12 protein-coding genes are annotated in these 13,131 nt (G+C 29.3%); 5 read left to right on the top strand and 7 right to left on the bottom strand.

The annotated features are described in order from the left end of the window. Positions 1-7 precede the first annotated feature (7 nt). The 4 genes from Q1X91_RS08320 (at position 8) to Q1X91_RS08305 (ending at position 3,341) form a co-directional block, all read left to right on the top strand. Positions 8-598 carry a hypothetical protein gene (locus Q1X91_RS08320; protein ID WP_300755739.1) on the top strand — a complete coding sequence of 197 codons (591 nt, stop codon included), beginning with the start codon at positions 8-10 and terminating at the stop codon, positions 596-598. A 52-nt stretch (positions 599-650) separates the two neighbouring features. Then, on the top strand, positions 651-2,159 hold the full coding sequence (locus Q1X91_RS08315) for a LysM peptidoglycan-binding domain-containing protein (protein ID WP_300755735.1): 1,509 nt from the start codon (positions 651-653) through the stop codon (positions 2,157-2,159). A gap of 84 nt (positions 2,160-2,243) precedes the next feature. Beyond that, entirely contained in the window at positions 2,244-2,819 is a 576-nt protein-coding gene (locus Q1X91_RS08310; protein ID WP_300755733.1) for a peptidylprolyl isomerase, read from the top strand. 33 nt (positions 2,820-2,852) lie between these two features. After that, positions 2,853-3,341 (top strand): peptidylprolyl isomerase, encoded by a 489-nt coding sequence (locus Q1X91_RS08305; protein ID WP_300755730.1) that lies wholly within the window; start codon positions 2,853-2,855, stop codon positions 3,339-3,341. Positions 3,342-3,886: 545 nt separating this feature from the next. Here the strand turns inward: Q1X91_RS08305 and Q1X91_RS08300 are convergent. The 6 genes from Q1X91_RS08300 to Q1X91_RS08275 all read right to left on the bottom strand — a co-directional run bounded on the left by Q1X91_RS08300 (position 3,887) and on the right by Q1X91_RS08275 (position 8,755). Next, positions 3,887-4,417 (bottom strand): Gx transporter family protein, encoded by a 531-nt coding sequence (locus Q1X91_RS08300; protein ID WP_300755727.1) that lies wholly within the window; start codon positions 4,415-4,417, stop codon positions 3,887-3,889. Between the two features lie 9 nt (positions 4,418-4,426). After that, complete coding sequence (locus Q1X91_RS08295) at positions 4,427-4,789, bottom strand: NusG domain II-containing protein (protein ID WP_300755804.1); 363 nt, start codon at positions 4,787-4,789, stop codon at positions 4,427-4,429. Positions 4,790-4,792: 3 nt separating this feature from the next. Next, the gene (locus tag Q1X91_RS08290) at positions 4,793-5,809 is read right to left on the bottom strand and encodes a CdaR family protein (protein ID WP_300755724.1); all 1,017 of its coding nucleotides are present in this window, start codon (positions 5,807-5,809) and stop codon (positions 4,793-4,795) included. After that, positions 5,806-6,588, bottom strand: coding sequence for a diadenylate cyclase CdaA (gene cdaA / locus Q1X91_RS08285; RefSeq protein WP_300755721.1), 783 nt, complete (start codon positions 6,586-6,588; stop codon positions 5,806-5,808). Before cdaA ends, Q1X91_RS08290 begins: the two co-directional genes overlap by 4 nt. A gap of 81 nt (positions 6,589-6,669) precedes the next feature. Further along, on the bottom strand, positions 6,670-8,361 hold the full coding sequence (locus Q1X91_RS08280) for an amidohydrolase (RefSeq protein WP_300755718.1): 1,692 nt from the start codon (positions 8,359-8,361) through the stop codon (positions 6,670-6,672). Between the two features lie 10 nt (positions 8,362-8,371). Next, a complete protein-coding gene (locus Q1X91_RS08275; RefSeq protein WP_300755715.1) occupies positions 8,372-8,755 on the bottom strand; it encodes a VOC family protein in 384 nt (127 codons plus the stop codon). 239 nt (positions 8,756-8,994) lie between these two features. Here Q1X91_RS08275 and Q1X91_RS08270 point away from each other — a divergent pair, with 239 nt between their 5' ends. After that, complete coding sequence (locus Q1X91_RS08270; protein ID WP_300755713.1) at positions 8,995-12,753, top strand: phosphoribosylformylglycinamidine synthase; 3,759 nt, start codon at positions 8,995-8,997, stop codon at positions 12,751-12,753. A 79-nt stretch (positions 12,754-12,832) separates the two neighbouring features. On the opposite strand, the gene Q1X91_RS08265 is transcribed toward Q1X91_RS08270, so the two are convergent. Next, positions 12,833-13,051, bottom strand: coding sequence for an FkbM family methyltransferase (locus Q1X91_RS08265; RefSeq protein WP_300755710.1), 219 nt, complete (start codon positions 13,049-13,051; stop codon positions 12,833-12,835). Positions 13,052-13,131 lie beyond the last annotated feature (80 nt).

Genomic DNA, 13,131 nt, shown 5'->3' with positions numbered 1-13,131 from the left:
AGTAATTATGCAGTTAAAAAAATATATTTCTACAACATTATTATTTAGTTTAGTTTTTGTAATATCCTGTTCAGAAACTATGCCTTTAAAAGAGTATAAAGATGCTTCTACTTTAAGAGAAAAAGCTATTAGGTATGATTTGCAGAACTATTCCAAAGAACAGTTTGATATAGCTGAAGCAAATTTTTCAGAGGCTGTAATTCTTATAGATGAAAATAAAGAGCCTGAGAAAGTAAAAGAACTTCTTACTACTGCATCAAATAGTTATCAAACAGTACTTAACGAAGGTTTGCCGCAGTATGCCGAAGTGCTAAAAGAAGAAACATCTATGGATAGAGTTTATTCTAAAGAAATAAAAGCCTATAGAGTAGATAAAGATAATTATGAGTTTGCTGAACTTAATTATATAAATGCCTTATCAGCTTTAAGCACTAATGATTATGAAGGAGCTGTGAGTTGTTTCTTAAATGCTAAAAAATACCATCATAAAGCATACTTCACAACTAAAATAAGATACGATGAAAGTGTAAAAGGAATAAAAGAGGCATCAGAAAAAATTAAACAAGTTGATGACTTAGAGAAAACATCTGCTAAATAAAAAACAATAATATTATAACTTATATTTTATAAAATATTTTGGAGTTTATAAAATGAAAAAAGGACTATTTTTATTTATTACTTTATCATTATCATGTTTATTGTATGCTCAGGAAGAGTTAGTACTTCCTCCGGAGCTTCCTGCTGATTTACCTTTGTCTATAAAAGAAAGTGATGATTATAAATTGGCACAAAGATACAGAGAAATGGCGATAGAAGCACATGATGCTGGTGATTATAATCAAAGTATAGAATATTCAAGACAAAGTAAAGAGTATTCAGATAAAATTATATCAAGATATGGTGTTTATGAATATGTTTTAAATAGCCAGAGAGATGCTGAAAGAAAATTAAGTTTATTTAAAGGTGTAGGCGGAGATACTAATGAACTTACTATGAACTTATACAATTTATCAGTTAATGATATTAATTCAGCAAATAATATGTTTGATTCTGCTACTAACAGTACAGATTATACAAATACTATGCTTGAATATAATAAATCTGCTGAAAAATCAGAATTGGGTTATAATGTACTTGCTATAGATTTGAGAAGAGAATATCTAATTAGCGAATCAGTATTAACTAACGGAGATGCTAATGATACTCAAATAACTAATTTAAGAGATGAATCTGCTAACTTATTAGCAAGTAATGACTATACAAACTCTCTAACAAAATCAAGAGATGCTATGAATATACTTGACAGATTAGAAGCTCCTTTAGAATATGCAAAAGCTCAGGAAGCTATGGATAAAGCTAAAAAAGACGGTTATAATGAAAGCAAACCTAATACATATAATGAAGCTTCAAAATCTTTATCTTCTGCTGGAGAAACTTTGATAGCTAATAATTATTCAGAATCTTTAATGCATTCAAAAAATGTTATCAGTTTAGTAAATTCAATGGGTGTTTCAGGCGATAATAATGAAGAGGTTGTAGTAACAGACGGAGCTTTCCCTAAATATTATACAGTTCAGGCTAGAAAAACTAACACTGACTCTTTATGGCGTATAGCTTCTTATGACTTCATATACGGTAATGGTAATTTATGGAAAAAAATATATGAAGCCAATAAGGATAAAATTAAAGATCCTTCTGTAATAAGAGCAGGACAAATATTAACTATACCAAGCCTTAAAGGTGAGCTTAGAGAAGGTACTTATGACTCAAATCAAACTTACAGCAGTATAAAAAACTTCTCTACAAATAATCAGAGAACTCCTGAAACAACTGTTAATGAAGAAACTGCCGCAGAAGAAGAAACAGCAGGTGAAAATGCAGCAGTAGATGAGGAAATAGCAGAAGAGGAAACTATGACAGCAGATGAAAATGTAACTGCTGATGAAGAAATTGTAACAGAAGAGGAAATGACAGATGAAACTGTAACAGAAGATGAAACAGCAGTTGAGGGAGAAGAAGATACTATCACAGCAGAAGAGAGATCAGCTGTTAAAGAAGGTGAAATTGTTGTAGAAGATGAAGAAGATGTTCAGGAACAAGCAGAAGAAACAGAAAATTCAGTTATAGATGAGCAAGTAGATAATACTTCTGAAAATTAATAAAAAAATTATATAAAAAATTACTATTATCATTATGATTGGTTAATTGTTTAATAGTAAAAAATAAATTAAGAGGTACATATTTTGGGTAAAAAGTTAAAAATTATTCTTATTTCACTGTTTTGTATTACAGTATTTGGAGCTGTACTTATAGCACAGAAACCTAAAACATCAAAAGAACATTTATTTATTGAAACGGATTTTGGTACTATAGAAATAGCTTTCTTTCCAGATAAAGCACCAAAACATGTAGAAGCTATAAAAAAGCTTGCTAATGAAGGTTTTTATAATGGTACTCTTTTTCACAGAGTTATACCTGGTTTTATGATTCAGGGAGGAGATCCTTTGAGTAAACAGCCTAACAGAGCTTTGCATGGTACTGGAGGTCCTAATTTTGTTATACCTGCTGAGTTTAATGATGTTTCTCATAGAAGAGGAATATGTTCTATGGCAAGAAGTCAGAGTATTAACAGTGCTGGTTCTCAATTCTTTATCTGTGTAGCTGACAGTACATTTTTAGATGGTCAGTATACAGTTTGGGGAGAAGTTGTAAGCGGAATGGACGTTGCTGATAAAATAGCAGCTTTAAAAAGAGATGCTAATGACAACCCTATAGAACCTGCTAGAATGAATAGGGTTTATGTAAAAACAGTTAATTAATATTTTATAATTTTTTTAGTAAAGGAAAGTATAATGGAACATTTATTTATAGAAACAGATTATGGTACTATAGAAATAGAATTCTACGAAAAATTAGCACCAAAGCATGTAGAAGCTATAAAAAATCTTGCTAAAGAAGGTTTTTATGATGGAATTAGATTTCATAGAGTAATACCTAACTTTATGATACAAGGCGGAGATCCTGTAAGCAAAGATGCTGCAAAAAGACATTTACATGGTACTGGAGGTCCTGGATTTAATATTCCTGCTGAGTTTAGTGATAAACATCATAAAAGAGGAATATGTTCTATGGCTAGAAGTCAGCACCCAGACAGTGCTGGTTCTCAATTCTTTATCTGTGTAGCTGATGCTCCGCATTTGGACGGTCAGTATACAATTTGGGGAAATGTTGTTAATGGAATGGATGTTGCTGATAAGATAGTTTCTTTAAAAAGAGATCATAATGATAATCCTTTGGAAAATTCTGCTATGAATAAAGTTTATATAAAAGAAGTAGAATAATTTTCTTATAAAGTTTTATCTAAAAATAAAGACGAGGTATATTATTTGTATGCTTCGTCTTTTTTGTAATATTTTATTATTATAATATATGCTGAAAATTTTTAAGTTTGTTGCACCTAGCTCTACCCCATCTTCGTTCGTGACGCTTCGCAGGCATCTTCCTGCCAGTGATATCTACACTTATCAAATGTCAACGCGACCGAACGAAGTGAGGAAGTACCCGAAGTGGTATGCGGCTGATTACCTATTATTATAAAAAATAAATTGTTTATTTTACATTTAAAACTTATTTTATTAATAACTAATAATACTTTATGCTATTTTATAACTTATAATTACATTTATCAATAACTCAAAATTGACAAATTATAGTTGTTTATGTATATACAAAATTGCAATATGTATAATGATTGATAGAAAATAAGATTTAAAATAAAAAATTGTAAGTGATTGAAATTACTAATACGAAAGTTTTTTATAAGTAACTTTTTATAAATAAATACACATGTATCATAAAAAACTTATATATTAACTTCAATATTAGATTAATTATCTCTAATTACAGAATTATCGATGCATAATATCATAGTAATAATACCAACTATACTGCCAGTTATAAGAGAAAGTATAAATACAGGTACTATTAAAAAACTAATATCTGGAAGACTAAATAAATACTTTGATAAAAATGCCTGCGATAAATTACTAACAAGAGAGCCTGCCAAACTTATACCAAAAATAGAAAATACATTTTTTAAATAACTCATAATCTTCATCACTATAATAGAGCTAATTCCTCCGCATAGTCCCAGATAAAAAGGTGGTGTAAATATATAGGCAAATACTAAAGCAACTGATACATTTTTTATAAGTATAAGAAGTATGAGCTCTTTAAAACTAAATACATCTATTACCATTAATATCACAATAAAAGAAAAACCTATTCTAAAATAAGGTATAGGTCTTGGAAACATATTTTCAACAGCAGCTATAAATGATGATATAAAAGCAAAAAATATTATATCATATATTCTTCTTTTTCCAGTATGATTTTTTATGTCATTAAAAAATTTCATAAACAATTCCTATTGAACAATAGAATCTATCTCTATATCATTTTCAACATTTTTCTCAAATCTTATAGATATACCATTAGGCATACATATTATAGGAGCATTTTTCAAAATACCTGCCTTTACACATAATTTATCTCTGCAGCAGGAATCTGAAAACATCACATTACCGTTTGTTATAACTATTTTAGACTCACCAAGCAATCCTTCAATGATAATTTCTCTATCAGTATTTAAATCATACCTTAATGATTTATTATATGAATCTATTATTATCTTACTGCTTTTATTTTGTATAAGAGTTTTAGCATAAAAAAAAGAAAATAAAATTATAAAGATAAATATAATAATATCTCCAAACCTTAAATTTCTCATCAATTACTGAGCTGCCTCTTCATTAGTTAATTCTATTCTATTAGTAATAACAGCTTCTCTATCAATGACTTCTACATCAAAATATGAAGGCTCTATTTGTACCAATTTTGTATGAATAGGTATATTTGCCTCCACAGATATATTTGAATATATGCCTGCATTTGTAATATCTTTCAAATCTATAGAAAGTAAAATATCATTTAAAGATACATTTGTAAGTAAAACCTTATTAGCCTCTAGTACTACCTTATTAACAATAAATGCACTGTCACTATTAATATTAAATCTGCTATTTAAATTATCTATATTAACTGAAATATTATTAAACTCCATTCTCTCAACATCTTTATTAAAAATAACATTAACATTAACCCTAGATACATCAGATTTGATATTTCTAGGTAAATTAAGTCTTGATATTGCAGAATAGTCTAAATACTTGTCAGTTAAATCAAGATTATAAGTTTTTATCTCATCTATAGAAGATATTAGACTTTTAGGTCCTGATATAATTGTATTTGAAGGATTAACTATAATATCATCAACACTAAGCCCAAGAGAAGCTACCCCTATAGTAGGCACTTCTATAGGCACAGTTTTATATGCTAATTCATCTAAAACTATAGGAAGTTTACTCGGAGATACTGTAATATTCATTTTACTATAATCTATATCGCCTGCTAAATAAATTTCATACATATTACTTCCTATTGAAGCATTTGTAAGATCTATATAGGCACTGAACTCTGTAGGGAGCTCATAAACATTATCTTTAAAACCCTTTAATGTTATAGTAACATTTTCAGGAATCTGATTTGCTATAAGAAGCCTTGAAGGTATATTTTTAATTTCTATTTTAGTAATATAGTCTTTAGTATATTCTTTTTGATATCTTACAAATAAAAAGAGCAAAAAAGACATAAGAAGGCATAATAGTTTTATCCAAAATCTATTAGTTATATAATATAACACTTTTTTATAGCTAAACTTTTTAAACTCTGTTTTTCTTTTTTCACTCATTTTTTTATCTCTAAAAGCTCCCCTATTCTTCTGTCAAGCTCTTCTCTGCTTAAATTATATTCTAATATTCCATTATGTACTATAGATACGCACTGAGTCTCCTCTGAAACAACTATAACAACTGCATCAGTCTGTTCAGAAACTCCAAGTGCTGCTCTATGCCTAGTACCGAGTCTTCTGTTTTTTATCTGAGGCTCTATTTCTGTAAGCGGTAAATATGCACTTGCTGCTGCTATTCTGTTTTCCATTATTATAGCAGCACCGTCATGAATAGGATTATTCTTAAAAAATATAGACTCTACAAGCTCCATAGATATATCAGCATTGAGTTTAACTGCTCTGTCTACTAAAGAGTGAAGAGATATATTTCTCTGAAAAACAATTAATGCTCCGTATCCTTTATATGACAAATTAAAAGTAGCACTTAATATTTTTTGAATTTGGTCTTCATCATATCGGAAAGACTTTTTTAAAAAAGCTCTTCCTCCCAATATTCTAAGCCCATGTTTAATTTCTGCCTGAAAAAGAACAACTATAGCTATAAGTCCTACTTGAAAGAATTTATCAAATATCCAAGATAATGTAGAAAGTCCGAATATTTTTGCTATTATTGTAATGAAGAATAGAATAATAAATCCTACTGCTATACTGTATGCTCGGGTATTATACATAAGCATATATATTATATAGAACAGTATTGCAACTAAAATTATATCAAGACCATAAAAGAAATATCGCCAATTTGTTGTTGATATAAAATTACTAATACTGTAAAACATAGCTGTAATATTATAGCATAATTATAAAGATTTGTAAATAACTTTATACGTTTATAAAAAAGTTTTGATCTTATTAAAACATTAATTCTTTTTTGTATACAAAGTTTTTCCTTCTTTGATAGTTTCAAGTACTTCTATATCCTTTATTTTCATAGGATCGCATGTTAAAGGATTATCGCTTAATATTACTAAATCTGCCAATTTACCCTCTTCTATAGTTCCTTTTATATCCTCTTCTTTGTTTTGATAAGCAGCATTAATGGTGATAGCCTTTAAAGCCTCATAAGGAGTAACTTTCTGATTCTCTCCTAAAAGTACTCCGTCTCTTGTAACCCTATTAACAGCACACCAAATAGTTTCAAGCATATTAGGCTTAATTACTGGAGTATCCTGATGATATGTGAAGGCTAAATTATTGTTTAATGCTGTTTTTGAAGCACTAATCTGAGAAGCTCTTTCCATACCTAAATTTGCTAAATGCACATCTCCCCAATAATATACATGTGCTACAAATATAGAAGGTATTATATTAAGGTTTGACATAGATGTATACTGCTCTTCTCTTATTATTTGGCTATGCACTAAAACAGCTCTGTAATTATTAGTAGTATCTCTTTTTATCATAACATTACTGAATGCATTGATATACTGATCTGCTGCTGCATCTCCGTTGCAATGAGCCTGAAGCTGCATTCTATCATCTAATGCAGTTTCAACAAATTTTTCTACATCGCTGTTACTATATATTCCATATCCTCTGTATCTTGCAGGACCGCTTACATAAGGCTGTTCAAGCCATGCAGTTTTTGCCTGAGGAGAACCGTCTAAAAATATTTTATATCCGCCTATTTTAAATTTGTTGCTATAATTACCTATCATATCACTATTGGTTTTTGCCAATGAATAAGAATTTTTCAAATCTATAAAACCTATAACATCAATTCTAAATCTGTTATTAGTTATCATATTATTTATAAGAGGAAATTCTGCAGTAGAAATTAATGCATCCTGTGCTGTTGTAATACCGTATCCCAGATAAACGTCTTCTGCCTGATTAATAAAGTTCATCAAGTCCTCATCTGTAAAAGAAAATTTTATACTTTGGGCATAATGCATAAATGCCGCCTCTTCCATATATCCGGTAGGTTTTCTGCTGTTAGGATATCTTTCTATTACACCGCCTGCTATATCTGGAGTATTTTCATTAACCCCAAACTCCTCTAATGCCTTTGAGTTCATAGCTCCGACATGTCCAGAAGCATGGGTTATAAATATTGGGTGAGTAGTAGAAATTTTATCCAAGTCATCTCTATCAGGATTTTTTTTGTCTGGAAGTAAATTATTATCATATCCGAAACCAACTACCCAAGCATCTGGTTTTAATTTATTAACTTCTATATAATTAGTAATTTTTTGGGCAATCTCAAGCATATTGGTAGAGCCTGTCAAATCTACTGTAGTAAGCGACTGAGCAAATCTCACCATATGACTATGAGCATCTACAAAAGAAGGCATTAAAGTTTTTCCCTTCAAATCTACTACTTCAGCATAAACATTATTTATTAAACTTTTTTTATCTTCTTCTGTATACGCTACTTTCATAATAGTATTGTCTCTTACTTCAATAGCCTTGGCATATTCAGCTTCATCTCCTTTCATAGTAAGTATATTACCATTATGATAAACTTTTATTTTATGAGTTATTTTATCATGGCAAGAGTTTATAATAAGTCCTATTAGTAAGCAAAAGATAAAGAAATATATATTTTTCATTTTTATCCCCTTATATTGTTATTTCTATTTTATTATTTTCATTATCAAGTATTACGCTCTCATAATACCCATCGCCTGTAGTTCTTGGATATGACGCTATTCTAAATCCGTCACTCTCCAATTCTTTTGTAAGACTGTCAACTTTTTCTTTGCTTCCAACAGACAAGGCAATATGAGCAAAACCGTATATGTCATCGTTAGTGTTTCTATCCTTTATATCCTTTCTAGTCATTATTTCTAATCGGCAGTTATCTTCAAATGTGAGAAAATATGATTCAAAACCTTTTTTTTCATTAACATATTTATCATTGCATTTACAATTAAAATACTTAATATAAAAATTTTTAATACTCTCTAAATCTTTAACCCAAACAGCAATATGAGATATTTTCATGTTATAGCCTCATAATAAAATTACTATATCATTATAACATTAATATAAAAATTAAAAATAGTTATTTTCTTTTTATATGAGTAATTTATAGTAAAAATAATGAACTATCGATTAAAAATTATTAAGAATTTATTTTAATAAAAATAATTATAAAAAAAATCACTTTTTACAACTATTGATATAATAAGCATTGCATATATAATTATTGTATCAAAAAAATTAATTAGGAAATAGTATCAATGAATTATCGTATCTTTATAGAAAAAAAAGACGGCTTTAATTTGGAAGCTAAAAGATTAGAAAATCAATTAAAAGAAAATTTTAAAATAAAATCTAGTATAAGACTTCTCAATGTTTATGATATATTTAATATAGAAGAAAGTCAGTTACAAAACTCTATTAAAGTAATATTTTCAGAACCTCCTACTGATAAAATAGTTGAAAAGAAAGACTTTGAAAACTTAAAACATTTTGCAGTTGAATATTTACCAGGGCAGTTTGACCAAAGGGCAGATTCAGCAGTTCAATGCCTTAAATTAATATATAATAATATTGAAAATGTTTCTATAGTAAGCGGCAAGGTTATAGTTTTTGAAGGCAATATTGATGAAAGCACCATAGAGAAAATAAAAAAATTCTATATTAACCCAGTAGAAAGCAGAGAAAAAGATTTAAGCAAATTAGAAATAGAAGAATCTCAAAAAGCTGACGATATAAAAGACGTAGAAAACTTTATTAATTTTAACGAGGGTCAATTAGCAGAGTATAGAAATAATCTTGATTTGGCTATGACATATAAAGATATAGAGTTCGTACAGAATTATTTCAAAAATGAAGAGAAAAGAAACCCGACAGAAACAGAAATAAAAGTTCTTGATACATATTGGTCAGATCACTGCAGACACACAACATTTATGACAAAAATTAATGATGTGCAGTTAGAAGAATCATTAAAAGAAAATAAAAATAATTTTGCAGAAGTTGTACTCAATGCTATTAATAGATACTATGATATGAGAAAAGAGCTTTACGGTGAAGATGCTGACAGTAAAAGAGATATTAACTTAATGGACATGGCAACAGTATCAGCAAAATATATAAAGAAAAAAGGCAAACTTGAAGATTTAGAGATTTCAGATGAGATAAATGCATGTTCTATTTATATAGATGTTGATGCTATAGATGAAAACGGCAATAATAAAACAGAAAAATATTTATTAATGTTTAAAAATGAAACTCATAATCACCCTACAGAGATCGAGCCTTTTGGAGGAGCTTCTACTTGTTTGGGAGGTGCTATAAGAGATCCTCTATCTGGAAGAAGCTATGTATATCAGGCAATAAGAGTTACAGGAAGTGCTAACCCTTTAGAAAAATTGGAAGATACTTTGGCTGGAAAACTTCCTCAAAAGAAAATTACAACTACTGCAGCTGCTGGATATTCCTCTTACGGTAACCAAATAGGACTTACAACTTGTTTGGTTAATGAAATATATGATGAAGGATACAAAGCAAAAAGACTTGAAGTAGGTGCAGTTGTAGGGGCTGTTCCAGTAAGCTATGTAAGAAGAGAAAAACCAAAAGCAGGAGACATTGTTATAGTGCTTGGCGGAAGAACAGGAAGAGACGGATGCGGAGGAGCTACAGGTTCATCAAAAAGCCATACTGACGCATCTTTAAGACTTTGCGGTGCTGAAGTACAGAAAGGTAATGCCCCAGAAGAGAGAAAAATACAGAGATTATTTAGAAATAAAGAAGTTACAAAATTAATAAAAAAATGTAATGACTTTGGAGCAGGAGGAGTTTCAGTTGCTATTGGTGAATTATCAGACGGAATAGATATTAATCTTGATGTGCTTCCTGTTAAATATTTGGGACTAAATGGTACTGAACTAGCAATATCCGAATCTCAGGAGAGAATGGCTGTTGTAGTTGAAAGTAAAGATGCTGATAAGTTTATAAAATTAGCCAATGATGAAAATATTGAAGCTACAAAGGTGGCTGTAATAACTGATACTAACAGACTTGTAATGTATTTAAAAGGCAAAAAAATTGTAGATATAAGCCGTAAGTTTTTAGACACCAACGGAGCTAAACAGGAAACTAATGCTGTATTAAAAAATATTGACTTTGAAAATAATCCTTTCAGTACAAAAAATGCATGCTCTTTAAAATCGCATTGGTTTAATATGGCAGAAGATTTAAATGCTGCTTCTCAAAAAGGTTTAGTTGAAATGTTTGACTCATCAATAGGAGCTTCTACAGTATTAATGCCTTTCGGAGGAAAATACCAAATGACTCCAATTGATGTTAGTATTCAGAAAATACCAATATTTGACAACAATGCCAAAGAAATAAATACAGCTTCTGCTATTACTTGGGGGTACAATCCTTCTATTATGAAATGGTCAGAGTTTCATGGAGGAATATACTCTGTAATAGAATCTATGTCAAAACTTGTTTCTGTTGGAGCAGATTATAAAAATATAAGATTATCTTTCCAAGAATATTTTGAAAAGTTAGGACAAGATGCTAAAAAATGGGGAAAAGTTTATTCGGCACTTTTAGGTACAATATATGCTCAGACAGAGTTTGATATACCAGCAATAGGCGGAAAGGACTCTATGAGCGGTACTTTTAATAATATATCTGTACCTTCCACTTTAATATCATTTGCAGTATCAGCTGTAAACACTAAAGATGTAATTTCTCCAGAGTTCAAATCTGTTAATAATTATGTTTACTTGATAAAGCATAACATGAAAGAAAATTACATGCCTAATATAGAAGAAATAAAAGAAAACTTCGGCTTCTTACATCAAAATATAAAGGACAAGAAAATACTATCAGCATATACAATTAAATTCGGAGGTATTGCTGAGGCTTTAACAAAAATGTCTTTCGGCAACAGAATAGGCGTTGATATAAAAGATGAGCTTTACTTCTTTAACCTTATGCCTGCTTCATTTATAGTAGAAACTAAAGAAGAATTAAATTATAAAAATGCTATCTTAATAGGAAAAACTATCAATGAATACAAAATAAAAGTATGCGGTGAAGTTATAGACTTAGAAGAAATAGAAAAATCATGGCTTGAAAAATTATCAAGTGTATTCCCATACAAAACTAATGAAGATATAGAAACTTATCCTCTAGCAGGTTATAATAGAAAAACTCCTTTTATATGCAAAAATAAAAAAGCTAAGCCTAATGTTTTAATAGCTTCATTCTTAGGTACAAACTGCGAATATGATACTCAAAAAGCATTTTCTGATGCAGGAGCTTGCACCGACATCTTTGTATTTAGAAATATAAAACCAGAATACATAAAAGAATCAATAGAAGAGATGTCAAAAAAAATAGATAACTCTCAAATATTTATGATACCGGGCGGATTTAGTGCTGCTGATGAGCCAGATGGTTCTGGAAAGTTTATTTCTGCAATACTTACAAATGAAAAAATAAAAACTTCTATACATAAATTATTAGAACGAGACGGACTTGTTTTAGGTATATGTAACGGTTTTCAGGCATTAATAAAATCTGGACTTCTTCCTTATGGAAAAATAGGAAACATTACAGAAAACTCCCCTACTCTTACATTCAATAAAATAGGAAGGCATATTTCTCAAATGGTAACAACAAAAGTAGTGTCAAACAATTCTCCTTGGCTTTACAATATACCTGTTGGAAGCGAACTAGTTGTTCCTGTTTCTCATGGTGAGGGCAGATTCTTTGCCGATGAAAATATTATAAAAGAGCTAATCAAAAAAGGACAAGTTGCTACACAATATGTTAACTTCAAATCGGAGCCTACTAATGAGTTTAGATTCAATCCTAATGGTTCAGCCTATGCTATAGAAGGTATAATTTCAGAAGATGGAAAAGTTTTAGGTAAAATGGGACATAGTGAAAGATATGCCAATAATCTATACAAAAATATCATCACAAAAGATATTTACAATATTTTTGAAAATGGTGTGAACTATTTTAAATAAAAAATTATTAAATATATTATATAAAATAAAGCTGCAGTTTTAAGTAAATACTGCAGCTTTTATAATAAAATTGTTAATATTATTCTTTTACAAATAAAATATCACAGCCTATATCAATTAAAACTTTATATCCTTTAGTTTTCATAAAGTCAATAAGTATATTTTCTTTTTCATTATTTTCAATGGTTAAAAGCCCAAAACTATAAGTATTAAAATCTATAGTTTTCAATATATCTAACTCTCCGCCTTCAATATCAAGAGATAAAAAATCTATATATTTTATTTGTTTAAGAGCCATAGATATTGCACAGTTTTAGTTTAAAAAAAGGAGGTATTCCTTATAATTTAAATTATCACAACAAACAAAAAGGAATAGCT

It is taken from the genome of uncultured Brachyspira sp. (assembly GCF_949287625.1).
GTDB lineage: Bacteria > Spirochaetota > Brachyspiria > Brachyspirales > Brachyspiraceae > Brachyspira.
Note: the sequence above shows the minus strand (reverse complement) of the source record. Positions and strands in the feature narration are given on the sequence as shown.

Excerpts from the sequence above, each read along its gene's own strand:
- Q1X91_RS08320 (WP_300755739.1), top strand. The coding sequence starts at position 8 with ATGCAGTTAAAAAAATATATTTCTACAACATTATTATTTAGTTTAGTT.
- Q1X91_RS08315 (WP_300755735.1), top strand. The coding sequence starts at position 651 with ATGAAAAAAGGACTATTTTTATTTATTACTTTATCATTATCATGTTTA.
- Q1X91_RS08305 (WP_300755730.1), top strand. The coding sequence starts at position 2,853 with ATGGAACATTTATTTATAGAAACAGATTATGGTACTATAGAAATAGAA.
- Q1X91_RS08300 (WP_300755727.1), bottom strand. The coding sequence starts at position 4,417 with ATGAAATTTTTTAATGACATAAAAAATCATACTGGAAAAAGAAGAATA.
- Q1X91_RS08295 (WP_300755804.1), bottom strand. The coding sequence starts at position 4,789 with ATGAGAAATTTAAGGTTTGGAGATATTATTATATTTATCTTTATAATT.
- Q1X91_RS08290 (WP_300755724.1), bottom strand. The coding sequence starts at position 5,809 with ATGAGTGAAAAAAGAAAAACAGAGTTTAAAAAGTTTAGCTATAAAAAA.
- cdaA (WP_300755721.1), bottom strand. The coding sequence starts at position 6,588 with ATGTTTTACAGTATTAGTAATTTTATATCAACAACAAATTGGCGATAT.
- Q1X91_RS08280 (WP_300755718.1), bottom strand. The coding sequence starts at position 8,361 with ATGAAAAATATATATTTCTTTATCTTTTGCTTACTAATAGGACTTATT.
- Q1X91_RS08275 (WP_300755715.1), bottom strand. The coding sequence starts at position 8,755 with ATGAAAATATCTCATATTGCTGTTTGGGTTAAAGATTTAGAGAGTATT.
- Q1X91_RS08270 (WP_300755713.1), top strand. The coding sequence starts at position 8,995 with ATGAATTATCGTATCTTTATAGAAAAAAAAGACGGCTTTAATTTGGAA.
- Q1X91_RS08265 (WP_300755710.1), bottom strand. The coding sequence starts at position 13,051 with ATGGCTCTTAAACAAATAAAATATATAGATTTTTTATCTCTTGATATT.